This is a genomic window from Nonomuraea sp. NPDC051941, from assembly GCF_044593615.1.
Map to the genome: position 1 here is coordinate 405,206 of NZ_JBIUCF010000003.1, position 15,968 is coordinate 421,173.

Annotated in this window: 16 protein-coding genes; 10 read left to right on the forward strand and 6 right to left on the reverse strand. The window is 71.2% G+C overall.

Annotation, left to right across the window (positions count from 1 at the left end; genetic code table 11):
• Positions 1–126: 126 nt before the first annotated feature.
• The 4 genes from scpB to ACIHFD_RS08385 all read left to right on the forward strand — a co-directional run bounded on the left by scpB (position 127) and on the right by ACIHFD_RS08385 (position 4,205).
• A complete protein-coding gene (gene scpB / locus ACIHFD_RS08370) occupies positions 127–660 on the forward strand; it encodes an SMC-Scp complex subunit ScpB (protein WP_350726906.1) in 534 nt (177 codons plus the stop codon).
• Positions 657–2,624, forward strand: a complete 1,968-nt coding sequence (locus tag ACIHFD_RS08375; protein WP_397366152.1) for a pseudouridine synthase — start codon at positions 657–659, stop codon at positions 2,622–2,624. The genes scpB and ACIHFD_RS08375 overlap by 4 nt, the downstream gene beginning before the upstream one ends.
• A gap of 69 nt (positions 2,625–2,693) precedes the next feature.
• Entirely contained in the window at positions 2,694–3,053 is a 360-nt protein-coding gene (gene aroH / locus ACIHFD_RS08380; protein ID WP_185073133.1) for a chorismate mutase, read from the forward strand.
• 63 nt (positions 3,054–3,116) lie between these two features.
• Positions 3,117–4,205, forward strand: a complete 1,089-nt coding sequence (locus ACIHFD_RS08385) for a prephenate dehydrogenase (RefSeq protein ID WP_397366153.1) — start codon at positions 3,117–3,119, stop codon at positions 4,203–4,205.
• A gap of 17 nt (positions 4,206–4,222) precedes the next feature.
• On the opposite strand, the gene ACIHFD_RS08390 is transcribed toward ACIHFD_RS08385, so the two are convergent.
• Entirely contained in the window at positions 4,223–4,564 is a 342-nt protein-coding gene (locus tag ACIHFD_RS08390) for a helix-turn-helix domain-containing protein (RefSeq protein WP_397366154.1), read from the reverse strand.
• Between the two features lie 229 nt (positions 4,565–4,793).
• On the opposite strand from ACIHFD_RS08390, the gene ACIHFD_RS08395 reads away from it, so the two are divergent.
• Positions 4,794–5,225, forward strand: coding sequence for a hypothetical protein (locus ACIHFD_RS08395; RefSeq protein WP_397366155.1), 432 nt, complete (start codon positions 4,794–4,796; stop codon positions 5,223–5,225).
• A 61-nt stretch (positions 5,226–5,286) separates the two neighbouring features.
• Positions 5,287–6,435: an NAD(P)/FAD-dependent oxidoreductase gene (locus tag ACIHFD_RS08400; RefSeq protein ID WP_397366156.1), complete on the forward strand. Its 1,149-nt coding sequence runs from the start codon at positions 5,287–5,289 to the stop codon at positions 6,433–6,435.
• A 50-nt stretch (positions 6,436–6,485) separates the two neighbouring features.
• Here the strand turns inward: ACIHFD_RS08400 and ACIHFD_RS08405 are convergent, their stop codons facing one another.
• Entirely contained in the window at positions 6,486–6,686 is a 201-nt protein-coding gene (locus ACIHFD_RS08405) for a DUF2795 domain-containing protein (protein ID WP_350726430.1), read from the reverse strand.
• 40 nt (positions 6,687–6,726) lie between these two features.
• Positions 6,727–7,572, reverse strand: coding sequence for a glycosyltransferase family 2 protein (locus ACIHFD_RS08410; protein WP_397366157.1), 846 nt, complete (start codon positions 7,570–7,572; stop codon positions 6,727–6,729).
• A 108-nt stretch (positions 7,573–7,680) separates the two neighbouring features.
• On the opposite strand from ACIHFD_RS08410, the gene ACIHFD_RS08415 reads away from it, so the two are divergent.
• The 4 genes from ACIHFD_RS08415 (at position 7,681) to der (ending at position 11,873) form a co-directional block, all read left to right on the forward strand.
• Complete coding sequence (locus tag ACIHFD_RS08415; protein ID WP_397366158.1) at positions 7,681–8,310, forward strand: TetR/AcrR family transcriptional regulator; 630 nt, start codon at positions 7,681–7,683, stop codon at positions 8,308–8,310.
• 1 nt (position 8,311) lies between these two features.
• Entirely contained in the window at positions 8,312–9,667 is a 1,356-nt protein-coding gene (locus ACIHFD_RS08420; protein WP_397366159.1) for a carotenoid oxygenase family protein, read from the forward strand.
• A gap of 61 nt (positions 9,668–9,728) precedes the next feature.
• Positions 9,729–10,451 (forward strand): (d)CMP kinase, encoded by a 723-nt coding sequence (cmk, locus tag ACIHFD_RS08425; RefSeq protein WP_397366160.1) that lies wholly within the window; start codon positions 9,729–9,731, stop codon positions 10,449–10,451.
• Between the two features lie 30 nt (positions 10,452–10,481).
• Positions 10,482–11,873, forward strand: a complete 1,392-nt coding sequence (gene der, locus ACIHFD_RS08430) for a ribosome biogenesis GTPase Der (protein WP_397366161.1) — start codon at positions 10,482–10,484, stop codon at positions 11,871–11,873.
• A gap of 187 nt (positions 11,874–12,060) precedes the next feature.
• Here der and tnpB read toward each other — a convergent pair whose 3' ends face one another.
• The 3 genes from tnpB to ACIHFD_RS08445 form a co-directional block, all read right to left on the reverse strand.
• On the reverse strand, positions 12,061–13,299 hold the full coding sequence (gene tnpB / locus ACIHFD_RS08435; RefSeq protein WP_397366162.1) for an IS607 family element RNA-guided endonuclease TnpB: 1,239 nt from the start codon (positions 13,297–13,299) through the stop codon (positions 12,061–12,063).
• Between the two features lie 266 nt (positions 13,300–13,565).
• Complete coding sequence (locus ACIHFD_RS08440; protein WP_397366163.1) at positions 13,566–15,266, reverse strand: MFS transporter; 1,701 nt, start codon at positions 15,264–15,266, stop codon at positions 13,566–13,568.
• Positions 15,263–15,910: an LppX_LprAFG lipoprotein gene (locus ACIHFD_RS08445; protein WP_397366164.1), complete on the reverse strand. Its 648-nt coding sequence runs from the start codon at positions 15,908–15,910 to the stop codon at positions 15,263–15,265. Before ACIHFD_RS08445 ends, ACIHFD_RS08440 begins: the two co-directional genes overlap by 4 nt.
• Between the last annotated feature and the right edge of the window lie 58 nt (positions 15,911–15,968).

A 15,968-nucleotide genomic window follows, 5' to 3' on the forward strand; every position in this document is an offset into this window, starting at 1 on the left:
GACGCTCCCTCCGCCGCCCCGGCCGCGGCTCCTCCGGGCGCGGGTCCGGGGTGGGGTGCGGAAGGCCTCGAGGAGGAGCCCGGGGACGCGGAGGAGGGGCAGGAGCGCGCGGGGGAAGGGCCGACGTTGGCGGCGGCGTTGGAGGCCATCCTGCTCGTCGTCGATGAGCCCGTGGCTGAGATCACCCTGGCCCAGGTGCTGGAGCGGCCCACCCACGAGGTCGCCGCCGCATTGCGGGGCCTGGCGGCGGAATATACCGCCGCCGGACGAGGTTTTGACTTGAGAGATGTCGCGGGCGGCTGGCGTTTTTACACGCGTGCCGACTGCGCGCCCCTGGTCGAGCGGTTCGTACGCGACGGCCAGCAGACGCGGCTCACCCAGGCCGCGCTGGAAACACTTGCGGTCGTGGCTTACCGGCAACCGGTGAGCCGGGCCCGCGTCGCCGCGGTACGCGGCGTGAACAGTGACGGCGTCATGCGGACGCTCGTCGCGAGAGGGCTGGTCGAAGAGGCCGGCACCGACCCGGAGAGCCAGGCAGTGCTCTACCGGACAAGCTCATACTTCCTTGAACGTCTGGGACTGCGGGACCTCAGCGAGCTCCCCGAGCTCGCGCCCCTCCTCCCCGACGACGTGGAAAACCTCGAGGAGACAACAAAGTGATCAACAGGCGCAGCACCCCGTCCGGTGATGGACGCGGTCGTGGACGTACCGGCGGCTCGGGTCAGGGCCGAGCGGGACGTCCCGCCTTCCGCTCCGATTCCAGTTCAGGGTCCCGTTCCGGCGGCGGTTTCCGCGGCGGATCCGGGGACTCCCTCCGCGCCGACCGGAGCGGCTCGCGTGCCGGGTCCGGCGACCGTGACCAGAGGCAACCCCGCGGCGAGCGCTACCCGGCGCGTGACGACCGCGGCAGCCGTTACGAAGACCGCGGCAACCGGACCGAAGACCGCACCGGCCGGAACGACGACCGTGGGAGCCGGTACGAAGACCGGGGAAACCGGTACGACGACCGCAACGGGCGCGGTGAGCGCCAGGAGCGGCCCTACGGCGACCGGGGCGGATACCGCTCCGAGCGCCGCGACGACGAGCGCGGCGGCCAGCGTGGCGGCGGGTTCCGCGACGACCGCCGTGGTTACGGCGCCGGGCGCCGTGACGACTCCGGCGGCGAGCGCGCCCGCGGTTCCCGCGACGAGCGCGGCGGCTCCGGCCCCGACCGGCGCGACGAGCGCGGCGGGTACGGCGCCGGCCGGCGCGACGAGCGCGGCGGGTACGGCGCCGGCCGGCGTGACGACCGTGGCGGTTACACGGCCAACCGGCGTGACGACCGCGGCGGTTACGGTGCCGGCCGACGCGACGAGCGTGGTGGTTACGGTGCCGGCCGACGCGATGAGCGAGGCGGCTTCGGTGCCGGCCGGCGTGATGAGCGCAGTGGTTCCGGTACCGGGCAGCGTGACGAGCGTGGCGGTTACGGTGCCGGGCGGCGTGACGAGCGCGGCGGATACTCGGCCGGCCGACGCGATGACCGTGGCGGTTACAGCGCTGGACGGCGCGATGAGCGCGAGGGCTACGGTGCCGGACGGCGCGATGACCGTGGCGGTTACGGTGCCGGGCGGCGTGATGAGCGTAGTGGCGGTGGCGGGTTCCGGGTCGATCGGAGTGGGCGCAGGGACGGGGGAGCTCCGGCTTCCTCGCGTGCCCGGTTCGGCAGGCGGGACGGCGACGCCCCCCGCACCGCCCCCCGCACCGCCGACCGCGCCCCCCGTACTCCCCGCCGCGACGACGTGCAGACGATCGGCAGCGGCAGCCCCCAGCGCGACCGCGTGAAGGCCGCTCGCCAGCCCCTCCGCGACCGCGACTTCTACCCCGACGACTACACCGACGAGCGCGACACCACCGAGGTCCCCAACGGGGTGCGGCTGCAGAAGGTGCTCGCCCAGGCGGGCGTGGCCAGCCGCCGGGCCTGCGAGGAGATGATCGGCGACGGCAGGGTCACCGTGAACGGCCAGGTCGTGCGGCGGTTCGGCGCCAAGGTGGACCCGGCGACGCAGGTCATCCACGTGGACGGCAAGCGCGTCCCCACCGCCCCCGACCTCGTCTACTACGCCATGAACAAGCCCATCGGCGTCGTCTCCACCATGAGCGACCCGCAGGGCCGCCCGTGCCTGGCCGACTACGTGGAGGAGCTGGCCCCGAGGCTGTTCCACGTGGGCAGGCTGGACACCGAGACCGAGGGCCTGCTGCTGCTCACCAACGACGGCGAGCTGGCCAACCGGCTGACGCACCCCAGCTACGGCGTGCAGAAGAAGTACTGGGCCAAGGTGCCGGGCCCGATCCCGCGCGACCTGGGCCGCAGGCTCAAGCAGGGCATCGAGCTGGAGGACGGCATCGTCAAGGCCGACAGCTTCGCGATCGTGCAGGAGCACGGCCAGCAGGCGCTGGTCGAGGTCGTCCTGCACGAGGGCCGCAAGCACGTCGTCCGGCGCATGCTGGAAGTGGCGGGCCACCGGGTGATCGACCTGGCCAGGATCGAGTTCGGCCCGGTGAAGCTGGGCCGTACCAAAGCCGGGACGGTCAGGGCGCTGACCTTGAAAGAGGTCGGTGAGCTTTACGCGGCCGTGAAGCTGTAATCTGGCCGGACGCAGGAGCCCGTGCGAATCTCCGCACGGGCTCTCCCGCTATGGAAGGGGACAAACCACATGGTGCGGGCGATCCGCGGGGCGATCCAGGTGGAAGCCAACGACCGCGACTCGATCATCGCAGGCACGACCGAGCTGGTCACCGCGATCATGGAGCGTAACGAGCTGACCACCGACGACGTGATCAGCGTGCTGTTCACGGCCACGCCCGACCTGACGGCCGAGTTCCCGGCGCTCGCGGCGCGCAAGCTGGGCTTCCACGAGGTGCCGCTGATCTGCTGCACCGAGATCGACGTGCCGGGCGCGCTGCCCCGGGTGGTACGCCTCATGGCCCACGTCGACCTCGACCGCCCGCGCTCCGCGATCCAGCATGTCTACCTGCGTGGCGCGGTGAAGTTGCGGCAGGATATCGCCCAGTAACGCCCGGCGATTACGTCAGGGCATACTCACGTCCACTATGGCCCGATAAATCAGGACACCGAGATGGAACTTCGCACCGCGCTCGTCGTCGGCACCGGCCTCATCGGCACTTCCGCTGCCCTGGCGCTGCGCAAGCGCGGCGTACGCGTGCTGCTCGCCGACCGCGATCAAGCCGCCGTACGGCTGGCACGGGAGCTGGGCGCGGGCGAAGACTGGGACCCGGACGAGCAGCACACCGGCGAGGTGGACCTGGCGATCATCGCGGTCCCCCCGGCCCACGTGGCGACCGAGCTGCTGGAGCTGCAGCGGATCAACGCCGCCAGGTTCTACACCGACGTCGCCAGCGTGAAGGCCGAGCCCCTGCACCGGGCCACGCAGCTCGGCTGTGACCTGACCTCCTACGTCGCCTCCCACCCGCTCGCGGGCCGCGAGAAGTCCGGCCCGGGGGCGGCCAGGGCCGATCTGTTCCTGGGCCGGCCGTGGGCGCTGTGCCCCACCGACGAGGCCGACCCCGAGGCCAAGGCGACCGTGCTGCGGCTGATCGAGCTGTGCGGGGCCAACGCGGTCGAGGTGAGCGCGTCCGAGCACGACCGCGCGGTCGCCGTCGTCTCCCACGCGCCCCACGTCGCCGCCTCCGCCGTGGCGGCCCGCCTGGCCGACGCCACCGACGTCGCGCTCGGCCTGGCCGGTCAGGGCGTGCGCGACGTCACCAGGATCGCGGGCAGCGACCCGAGCCTCTGGCTCGGCATCCTGTCCGGCAACGCCTCCCCGGTCGCAGAGGTGCTCGAAGCCGTCGCCGCCGACCTGGCCGACGCCGCCAGCGCCCTGCGCGCCCTGGCCGAGGGCGACGGCACCGCCACCAACGACATCACCCAGCTGCTCAAGCGCGGCGTCGTCGGCCACGACCGCATCCCCGGCAAGCACGGCGGCCCGGCCTCCTCCTACGCCGTCGTCCAGGTCGTCATCGGCGACCGCCTCGGCCAGCTCGCCCGCCTCTTCCAGGTGTGCGACGAGGTCGGGGTCAACGTCGAGGACGTGCGCCTGGAGCACGCGCCCGGGCTGCCCCTGGGCATCGCCGAGCTGTCGGTCGAGCCCGACGCCGTGTCCATGCTGGTCGAGGCCCTGCGCGAGCGCGGCTGGGAAATTCCCTAAAGAGGCGGATCGTCCTGTCAGAGCCCTGGCGCAACCGGTGTGGGGAGAAGAGGCTTCCAGCGGCGGGCCAAACGCCACCTGACCTTCCACGCGCCATGGCGGGAACAGGCGGAGTCCAGATCTTTCAACATCTGCTGCAACACCTGAGAGGGAGCCTCAGCCAGCCAGCCGAACTCGGTCTTGGCCTCGGCGAGCTGGCGACACTGCTCGGCATACCCGATGAACGCCCCCCGCTGCCGATATGCGCGCCGCTGTTGCAGGCCGGTGTTCCACACGCTGCGGCAGATCCCGCCGACGCGTTCGGCAAAGGCCGCCTGGTCGGGCGAGAACTCCAGCCGGTACCGGCGCCCTGCTAGCACCCCGCCCGCCTCCCTTTCCACTGGTTATCGAACACTCTATCGTCTGGCCTATGATCCCCAGCTGAATATCGACGCGGAAGACACGTCATGTCACCAGACGGAACGTCTTCGACGACGCGATGCGCTGGCGGGCCAACGGGTCGCCGACGTCATAGACGTACGTGCCGTATTCCCAGCTCCAGGCCTGCTGCCCGAGTCCGAAGCCCTGAGGGCGCGCGCCGTCGCGGACGTGCGCGCCTGGATCGACTGGGCCGCGGAGGACGCCAAGACCTCCGACCCGAAGGCGAAGAAAGAGGACTGGCTGGTCCACTTCGACCGGTACGTGGCCGAGTACATGACCCACCTGCTGTACGAGAACCCGGTGCCGTTCAAGGTCAGGTCCGCCGCGTACCAGGCGTTGAGGACCACCAAGGGCGTCGGTGACCTCGGCCAGGTGAAGGACCCGCTGAACCGGCCCGGTCAGAAGGTCGCCCTGCCGGTCTACGAGCGGAAGAGCTCGGTGCTCAAGGAGCAGTTCATCGTGGACACCCGGACGATGACGCTGCCGGCCCGCTACGTCGACCTCCAGGACGGCGGCAAGCAGCTGGCCGGCAAGACCGCGGTCGAGACGTACAAGGTCGGCTGGACGAACGAGAAGCCCGCAGTGCCGGCCGCCGGATAGCCCGATGTCACATCCGAGCCTCCTCGATCCGTCTTCAGGCCGGATCGAGGAGGTAAGGACAATGACCGACATTCTGGTACTCGGAGCCGGCTACACCGGAGTCGTCGCGGCCATCAGGACCGCCGTCAGGACCCGCCGCACGGGCGGCCGGGTGCGGCTGGTGAACGCTTCGCCGAGGTTCACCGAGCGGCTCAGGCTGCACCAGACGGCGGCCGGGCAGCGGCTGACGGACTTCCCGCTGGAGGACGTGGTCGCGGGCACCGGCATCGAGTTCGTCCAGGGCCGGGTGGCCGGGCTGGACGTCGAGCGGCGGCAGGCCCGCCTGGCGGACGGGCGCGTGCTCGGCTACGACAAGCTGATCTACGCGCTCGGCACCGTCACCGACGCCTCGGTGCCCGGCGTAGCCGAGCACGCCTTCGTCTACGACGACTACGCGGGCACCGTACGGCTCGCCGAGCATCTCACCGCCCTCACCTCGGGCACGGTGGTCGTGGCCGGCGGCGGGCTGACCGGCGTCGAGTCGGTCGCGGAGATCGCCGAGGCGCACCCGCACCTGCACGTGGTCCTGCTGACCAGGGGGCGGCCCGGCTCCATGATGGGCGAGCGGGCCCGCGCCCACCTGGACGCCGTGCTGGAGCGGCTGGGCGTCGAGGTGCGCACCGGCACGGACATCACCAAGGTGCTGCCGGAGGGCGTCGAGCTGGCCGGGGGCGAGCTCGTCCACTCCGACGCGACACTGTGGACCACCGGCACCAGGGGGCTGCCACTGGCCGCCGAGTCCGGGCTGACCGTCGACGCCCGCGGCCGGATCGTGGTGGACTCCGCGCTGCGCTCGGTGTCCCACCCCGACGTGTACGCCGTCGGCGACGCCGCCGCGGTCAGCCAGCCGTACGGCGTGCTGCACGGCACCTGCCAGGGCGGCATCCCCACCGGCCTGCACGCCGCCGACTCGCTCGCCGCGACCCTGCGTGGCAGGACCCCGAAGGCGTTCCGGTTCGGGTACGTGCATCAGCCCCTCTCCCTGGGGCGGAAGGACGCGGTCATCCAGTTCACCCGGCGGGACGACAGCCCGCGCAGGTGGTACCTGAAGGGCCGGGCGGCGATCACGTACAAGGAGACCGTCAGCAGCAGCCCGATCCCCACGTTCAGGCTGCTGAAGCGGGGTCTGGTGCCCGTGTGGGCGTTCGCGCTGACCGGAGGGCTCGGGTGAACAGCACGACGGGCGGGGCCCAGGGCCCCGCCCGTCGCGTTCTTCCGTGATCAGCGCCTGGTCGTCAGGGCCTCGGTCACGTCACTCGGGTCGTCGAACATCTCGTGGTCGGGCAGGGTCTCCAGGGCCTTGATGATCTCCTTGCTCGCCTTGCGCTCGCGAGCGGCCCTGATCAGGTCCTGCTTGTTGGCCGGAAATTCCACGCCGCTCAGGTTCTTGAGCAGGTCGATCGGGTTCGGTATCGTTGTCATAACTCTGTGCTGCCCGACTGTCACGATATGTAACATTCGGTCAGCAATCGTGCCGTTCCAGCCGCTGCCGTGCCCGTTCCACCTCGGCCGGCAGTTCCCGCCGCTCGGCCAGTGCCCGCGACAGCCTCGGCGCGGCCGTACGCAGCCCTTCCCAGCCCGCCGGGCCGGCGCGGAGCGCGTCGAGCGACCGCCGCGCCACCACCCGCCACGGGCGGCGCAGCACCGCGGTCAGCACGGCGTCGCACGTGGCCAGCACCTGCCTGTCGCGCGGGTCCCCGGGCCGGGGCGGGTGGTGGTGGGCCACGACCTCGTCCACGTACGCCAGCCCCCACCCCTTCGCGGCCAGGTCCACGGCCAGCCGCTCCTCCTCGCCGATGGAGAAGGTCACGTCGTCGAACCCGCCCGCCTCCAGGAACGCCTCCTTGCGCACCACCGCCCCGAACGCCAGGAACCCCAGCACGCTCGGCCCCGGCAGGTCCGGCTCCACGCCGAGCGGTGAGTCGCGCATCGCCTCCGACACCGCGTCCGGGCGCTCCTCCGGCCCCACCAGCACGCGTGCGCCCAGGACGGCCAGCCTCGGATATGTGTCCAGCACGTCCGCGGCCCGCTCCAGCGCCCCCGGCGCCCACCAGGAGTCGTCGTCGGCGAAGGCCACGTACGGGGTCTCGGCCAGGCGGACGCCGAGGTTGCGGGCCGGCGCGCCCAGGTCCCTGCCCGCCTCCACCACGTGAACGTCCGGGAAGTGGCGCCGCACGAACCCCGCCGTCCCGTCGGTCGAGCCGTTGTCGACGAGGATCACCGGGGGCGGGTGCAGGGGAAGCGTGCGGGCCAGCGCCCGCAGCCTGTCCTTGGAGGCCACGACCACGGTGACGCGCGGATCGTTCACAGAGGGCCACTTACCGTGCGGCGCTCTCTTACTCCTGTCGTTTGACGTGCTCCCCGGAAAGGGGTATCAAGGGCGGTAACAGCGTTACCGAGAGGAAACGGCGTTACCGTGAGCACTGCTTACCAGCAGGCCCAGCAGGAGGGGCAGAGCGTCGTCCGGGCCGCGATCCTCGACGTCGCCACGCACCTGCTCGCCACCGAGGGGCCGGCGGCGTTGACCGTGCGGCGGATCTCCGGCGAGGTCGGCTGCTCGACCAAGGTGATCTACACGCTGTTCGGCGGCAAGGACGGGCTCAGCCAGGCGGTGTGGCTGGAGGGGTTCGCGCGGTTCGAGCGGTGGCTGCTCGAGGGGATGGGCCCGGATGATCCCCTGACCGGGCTGCGCAAGGGCATGGCGGCCTACCGCGCCTACGCGCTGGCCGAGCCCGACTACTACCGGGTCATGTTCCAGGGGGCCATGCCGGGGTTCAAGCCGGACCAGGAGTCGGTGCAGGCCGCCAGGCGGACGTTCGACCTGCTGCTGCGGCGCGTGGAGGAGTGCCTGGAGGCGGGGGTGCTGCGCGGGGGAGCGGCCCGGGAGATCGCCGATGTGCTGTGGATGGCCATGCACGGCGCCGTAAGTCTGGAAATTTCTGGCTATTTCGAGCCCGACGAGGTGGCACAGCGCTACCAGCTGCTCTGCGCCTCGGTCCTCGCGCCTTTCCTGGCCCAAGGCGCCCGACCCACGAGAGGAACGTGACATGACGCCCTTCACCGGCGGGTTCGCGCCCGTCACCGATGAGATCACGGCCTTCGACCTGGAGGTCACCGGCCGCATCCCGGCCGAGCTGAACGGCCGCTACCTGCGCAACGGCCCCAACCCGCTCAGCCTCGACGACCCCACGGCAAGCCACCTGTTCCTCGGCGAGGGCATGGTGCACGGCGTGCGGCTGCGCGACGGCCGCGCCGAGTGGTACCGCAACCGCTGGGTACGCAGCGCCCGCGTCGCCGAACGGCTCGGCGAGCCGCCCCGGCCGGGGCCGCTGCACAAGAACTGGGACTTCGCCGCCAACACGCACGTCATCGGGCTGGCCGGGCGCACGTTCGCGACCGTCGAGGCGGGGCCCCTGCCGTACGAGCTGGACTACGAGCTCGACACCGTCGGCACGTGCGACTTCGACGGCGGCCTGCCCGGCGGGTTCGCCGCGCACACCCACCTCGACCCGGTCAGCGGCGAGCTGCACGCGCTGGCCTACTTCTTCGGCTGGGACCACCACCAGCACATCGTGATCGACCCCAAGGGCTCGGTGACGCGGGTCAGGGACATCCCGATCGCCGACGCGCCGATGCTGCACGACTTCGCGCTCACCGAGCGGTACGTGGTGATCTACGACCTGCCGGTCACGTTCAGCCAGGCCCATGCGGAGAAGGGCGTTCCGCTGCCGTACGCGTGGAACGACGCCCACGGCGCCCGGATCGGGCTCATGTCGCGCGAGAGCGGCGACGTGCGGTGGGTGGAGGTGGACCCGTGCTGGGTGTTCCACACGCTCAACGCCTACGACGACGGCGACGAGGTGGTCGTGGACGTGGTCCGCTACCCCAAGCGGTTCGTGGACGCCCGGCTCGACCTGGGCGGGCTGCCGACGCTCGACCGGTGGACGATCGACCCGGCCGCCGGCAAGGTCCGGCGGACGCGGCTGGACGACCGGCCGCAGGAGTTCCCGCGCATGGACGAGCGCCGCACCGGCCGGCCGTACCGCTACGGCTACACCTCGGCCGCCCGCGACCTTCACGACGTGCTCTACCGGGCCGACAGCGAGCTGGAGGACCTGCCCGACCAGGCCTTCGACAACACGCTCATCAAGCACGACCTGGTGCGCGGGACGCAGGAGTGGCGGCAGTTCGGGCGGGGCGCGTACGTCGGCGAGCCCGCGTTCGTGGCCTCCGGCGCGGCCGAGGACGACGGGTACGTGCTCGCCCTCGTCAACAACGAGGCCAGGGGAGCGGCCGACCTGATGATCCTGTCCGCGCAGGACTTCACCGGCGAGCCCGTCGCCACCGTCCACCTGCCGGCCCGCGTCCCGCTCGGCTTCCACGGAAGCTGGATCGCCGACTGAGCCGGACACGGTAGCCTCTTCAGGTTGGGGTTCTTGAGAAGCTCGTGAAGAGGGAGAGGCCGTGACCGGTCTGGTCGTCGCCATGGACGGTCCTTCGGGGTCGGGTAAGTCGAGCGCGTCGCGCGGGGTCGCCCGGGCGCTGGGCCTGCGCTACCTCGACACCGGGGCGATGTACCGGGCGATGACCTGGTGGATGCTCCGGCAGTCCGTCGACCTGACCGACCCCGCCGCCGTGGCCGCCCGCTGCGGCGAGCCGCGCATCGAGTCCGGCACCGACCCCGACGGTCCCACGATCCACGTCGACGGCGTCGACGTGGCGGGGCCGATCAGGGAGTCCAAGGTCACCGGCGCCGTCTCCGCCGTGGCAGCCGTCCCCGAGGTCCGGGCCCGCCTGGTCGCGCTCCAGCGCGAGCTCATCGGGGCCGGTGACATCGTGGTCGAGGGCCGCGACATCGGCACGGCCGTCTGGCCCGAGGCTGCCGTCAAGGTCTACCTGACGGCCAGCCCGGAGGCTCGTGCCCGGCGGCGCAACGCCGAGCTGGCCGGCTCGACGGTGGCGGCGCAGCAGGAGGCCATGGCCAAGCGTGACACCCTCGACTCGACCCGCAAGACGGACCCACTCTCGATGGCGGATGGCGCCGTCGAGCTCGACACCACGCCGTTGACCCTGGAAGAGGTCATCGCTGAGGTGTTGAGACTGGTCGCAGAGCGGAGGAGCTCGGAAGGAGAGAGCGGAGCCAACGAGTTCCGAAGCGGCCGCGACCATGTACACGAGCGCACCTGAGGGTGCGGTACTCACAAAGGATGAAATTTCGTGCCAACGGGGGATTGGGTCGAGGCCGGCCTCGACGACCTTGAGATCACCGAGCACGGCGACACTACGCCGTTGCCGGTCGTCGCCATCGTGGGGCGGCCTAATGTAGGCAAGTCCACGCTGGTCAACCGCATCATCGGCCGCCGCGAGGCAGTCGTGGAGGACGTGCCGGGCGTCACGCGCGACCGGGTCACGTACGACGCCAACTGGCGTGGCCGCCGCTTCACGGTGGTCGACACCGGCGGCTGGGACCCCGACGCCACCGGGATGAACCTGCGCATCGCCGAGCAGGCCCAGGTCGCCGTCGAGCTGGCCGACGTGATCGTGTTCGTCGTCGACGCCACCGTGGGCGCCACCGACGCCGACGAGATCGTGGGCTCGATCCTGCGGCAGTCCGGCAAGCCGGTCGTCCTGGCCGCCAACAAGGTCGACAACCAGCAGCTCGAGCTGGAGGCCGCCGCGCTGTGGTCGCTCGGCCTCGGCGAGCCGTACCCCGTCTCGGCCCTGCACGGGCGCTCCAGCGGCGACCTGCTCGACGTGGTGCTCGACGCGCTGCCCGAGACGCCCGCGCTCGGCTTCGAGACCGAGCGCGGCCCCGCCCGCGTCGCGCTGCTCGGCAAGCCCAACGTCGGCAAGTCCTCGCTGCTCAACAAGCTCGCGGGCGAGGAGCGCGTGCTGGTCGACCCCATGGCCGGCACCACCCGCGACCCGGTCGACGAGCTGATCGAGCTGGGCGGGCGCACCTGGCGGTTCGTCGACACGGCCGGCATCCGGAGGCGCGACCGCGAGCTGCAGGGCGCCGACTTCTACGCGGCCATGCGCACCCGCGCCGCGCTGGAGCGCACCGAGGTGGCCGTCGTGCTCATCGACGCCAGCCAGATCCTCACCGAGCAGGACCTGCGCATCATCGGCCTGGTCATCGAGTCGGGCCGGGCGATGGTCGTCGCCTTCAACAAGTGGGACCTGGTCGACGAGGACCGCCGCTACTACCTGGAGAAGGAGATCGACCGGCAGCTCGTCCGCACCCCGTGGGCGCTGCGGGTCAACATCTCCGCCCTGACGGGCCGGCACATCGACCGGCTGGTGCCCGCCCTGGAGAAGGCGCTCGACTCCTGGTCCACCCGGGTGCCCACCGCCCGCCTCAACGCGTTCCTGACGGAGCTGGTGCAGCAGACGCCGCCGCCGGTGCGGGGCGGCAAGCAGCCCAAGATCCTCTTCGCCACGCAGGCCTCCGTGGAGCCGCCGAAGTTCGTGCTGTTCACGTCGGGATGGCTGGAGGACACCTACCGGCGCTTCATCGAGCGGCGCATCCGGGAGGAGTTCGGGTTCGCCGGCTCGCCGATCGAGGTCACGATGAAGATCCGGGAGAAGCGGGCCAAGAAGGACAAATAGCGCAACGATGCAACAACAACCGGGAGCTCCCTTCTCTGTCCGCTGAGTATTGGTGTTCCTCAGCGATTCGTCCATTGCTGGGCGAAGGTCCCCGTCTGATCCGGGCGGGGATTGCCCGGCGCGGGGTGGACGCTTCACAGCCACCAGCCTCGCCAGGCGGGGACTTACGGTCGGCTCCACGTCCGTTTCACGTCTCCGGGCCACCCCCGGCGACGGTCCGTTTCACCAGTGTGGTGAGATTGATCGCGGCGTTGCGGTCACGATCGATGGACAGTCCGCAGGACTTGCAGACGTAGGTGCGCACGCGCAGCGGCAGTTTGGCTTTCACTGCCCCGCAACCCGAGCACGTCTTCGACGAGGGATACCAGCGGTCGGCCACGACCAGGGTGCCGCCGTTCCACCGAGTCTTGTAGGCGAGTTGGCGGCGGATCTCGCCAAAACCGGCATCGGCGACGGCGCGGGCCAGGCGCCGGTTGCGCATCATCCCGGCCACATTGAGGTCTTCCACCACGATCGTGCCGTACTCGCCCGCCAAGCTGGTAGTGAACTTGTGCAGGGCGTCACGGCGCAGGTGGGCCACCCGATGGTAGGCCCGGGTGCGCCGGGCGTTAGCCCGTGCCCATCGCCTGGACGCAAGCTGTCCAGTCTGCCGGTCCGGCGCCTGCTTGCGGGAGACCGTACGCGACAGTCGCCGTAACTGGCGCAAGGCGACGGCAAGATGCTTCGGGTTCTCAACGGCGGGGCGACTGTCGGAGAACACCGCCAGTGTCTTGACTCCGAGGTCGACGCCGATCAACGCGTCCGGCCGGGCCGGGCTGCGGTCGGCGCGCTGAACCAAGACCGAGAACGTGACATGCCATCGCCCGGCTTCGTGCCGGATGGTGGCCGAGCGGATGGTGGCGATGCCCTGCTCGATGCGGCGGGCCAGCTTGCGGGTCGATTCGTGCGTCTTGATACGGCCCAGCACTGGCAATACCACTCGGGTACGGCCCTCCAGTCGAATCGCCCCGGTGGTGAACCGCACCGAGCGCGTGCTGGTGTGCTTGGATCTGAAGCGCGGAAAACCCACCGGTGGGCCCTTCCGCTGGCCAGTTCGGAATTGGTGCCAGTTGGCCAGCGCTGCTGCCAACCGTTCGAGACCGCATGCGTACGCCTCCTTGGAGCACTCCGCCCACCAGGGGGCGACCTGATGCTTGACGGCATTCCAGCGTTTGCGCAGTGTGTACATCGACCACGACAGCGCCGGTGTGAGTTGATCGTCATCGAGACCGTAGGAGCGTTCGGCCGCCCGTTGGTCCAGATTGGCCTTCACTAGTGACAGCCCCCAGTTGAACGCCACTCGCGCTGCTCCGCAATGGCTGGCCAGCGCAGCAGCCTGGCGCGGCGTCGGATCGAGCGCGAACCGGTACGCCTGTATCACTTGCACCCTCATCCACCCCCGCCGTTACGTTGGGTGACTGAAAGATTACCAAAAGCTTTCGTTGCTGTATAGAACGCGTGAGCGATTCCCTGATGGGTGAATGGCTTGCAGGTGCCGCCACCGTTCGCGAGACTGCCGCCCTCTCCGAGCCGTCCACCGCCTTTCCCCGCAACCCCTGCGACACCGCCCCATGCGCCCGCTCCCAGCTGGGCGCAAGGGACGTCCCGCCTCCCATGGCTGTAGCGAGCTTGCCTGGGTTTGCCGGAACCGTCTCAAGAGCGCCGGGTGCGGGGCATCAGCAGCGCGACGGCCGCGCCCAGCAGGCAGATGAACGCCGTGACCAGGAACATCTCCGTGTACTCCGTGTGCAGCGCCGCCTGCACCTTCGCGGTGTACTCGGCCAGCTGCCGCTGGTACGTCACCGTGTCCACGCCGAACGGCAGCGGCGTGTCCAGATGCGCGGTCAGCGACTGGAACCGGTAGAAGCCCCACGCCGACACCGCCGCGATGCCGATCAGCATGCCCATCATCCTGGCCACCACGACCGCCGCCGACGCCACGCCGTGCTGGGCCGCCGAGGTCACGCGCAGCACCGCCGACGAGACCGGGGCGATGACCAGGCCCAGGCCCAGACCGGCGACCACCAGGTCGACGTCCACGAGGAACCCGGCGCTCTCCAGCTCGAGCGGCCACCGGCTCATCAGCCAGTAGCCGGCCGCCGCCAGCACCATGCCCGCCACCGCGACGACGCCGTCGCCCAGCCTGCGGGCCAGGAGGCCGCCCAGCAGGGCGCCCACGGTGAGCGCGGCCAGGAACCTGGCCAGGACCAGCGACGCTCCCAGCGCGTCCTCGCCGAGCAGGGTCTGGGCGGTGAACTGGACGAACACCATGGTCACCAGGAGTGCCGCCCCGGCCAGGAAGCTCACGGCCAGGGTGGCGAGCAGGGGGCCCTTGCGGGTGGCGGAGAGGTCGAGCAGGCGTACGGGGGAGCGGATCTCCCACCACACGAAGATCCCGGCCGCCAGCGCTCCGGCGGCGATCACGGGCAGGCCCCACGGGGGGAGCACGGTCTTGGCCGGGTCGGGGTTGTACAGGCCCACGACCAGCAGCGCGAGCGCCAGCGCCAGCAACGCCCCGCCGACGACGTCCACGCGCCGCCTCCCACCGGCGACCTCCACCCGCCCGGCACCGGCGACCGTCCCCGTGACCGCACCGGAGTCGCCCACGCTATGCGCCGCCGCGTCGACACCGGCGCCGGAGCGGCCCGCACGATGTGCCGCCGTGTCGGCACCGGTGGCCGCCTCGCCTGCGGCTCCGCCGGGCTCGACCTGGCCGGCCGTGTCGCCGGTGGAGGTCGTGGAGGGTGCGGCGTCAGGGGTGCCGGAGGGGACGGTGAAGTGGACCGCGACGGCCGCCAGGGCGGCGAGCGGGAGGTTGATCCAGAAGATGGCGTGCCAGCCGCCCAGCTCCACCCCCGCCACCACGGTGCTCGGGATCAGCGCCAGCACCCCGCCGTACAGGGGCCCGAGGGCGCTCCCGAGCTCCTGCGCCGCCCCCACGGCCCCCAGCGCCACCGGCCGCTCGCGCTCGTCCCACAGGTCGCCGATGAGCGCCATCGTGATCGGCAGCAGCGCCCCGCCCGCCACCCCCTGCACGGTGCGCCCGGCCACCACCATCACCTCGCCGGCGGCCAGCGCCGTCAGCACCGAGCCGAGCGCGAACGCCGCCAGGCAGGCGTGGATCAGCGGCCGCCGCCCGTAGCGGTCGGAGAGCTGGCCGAGCAGCGGCATCGCGGCGACGTACCCGAGCAGGAACCCCGTCACGATCGGTGTGGCCCGCTCCAGGTGGTTCAGCGGGATGCCCACGTCCTCGGCGATGTCGATGAGGACGGTGACCACCACGTACGCGTCGAGCGCGGCCAGCAGCACCACCGCGCCCCCGGCGCCGAGGACGACCCGGCGGGCGCGTCTCATCCGGCGGCGGGCGGCGTGATCGTGACCGGCGCGTCGTAGTCGCTGAACGACACCGTCACCGTGCCACCCTGCAGCGGCAGGCTGGCCTTGGTCAGGCGGCTGGTGGTCTTGTCGAGCCAGACCTTGCCGTTCACGCCCTGCGTGACGCCAGGGATGATCTGGCCGATGGCCTGCCCGGGGAAGGCGGTGGCCACCCGGTACGCGTCGCCCTCCAGCGCCTCCACCTTGGGCTCGGTCGCGGAGGCGAGCAGCTGCGCGATGCCCTTGGTCGGCTCGAGGATCACCGAGGGGTCGTAGAACTGCGCGAGCTGCTGCCGCGTCATCTTCTGGAAGCCGCCCGTCGGCCCCTTGAAGTGCACGGTGTCCCCGACCAGGGCGAAGCTGACCTCCTGCAGGCTGCCCAGGATGTCGATCGTGATCGTGCCGTCGGCGTCACCGGCGGCGGTGAGCCTGCCGTCCGCCTTCTTGACCGGCACCTTGGGCTTGCCCTCGGTCGCGATCGAGAAGCTGGCCGACTTGACGCCCTTCATGGCCTCGGAGGCCTTCTTCATCAGGTCGGGACCGGCGGGCAGCTCACCGCCGCCGCCCGACGAGCACGCCGACACCAGCGCGAGAACGGCGACGATCAGAAGCTTTCTGAGCATGTGCGGATCGTATCCACCGCCTGGGAACGCCGTGCGGCGTCGCGGATATCGTTTGGGT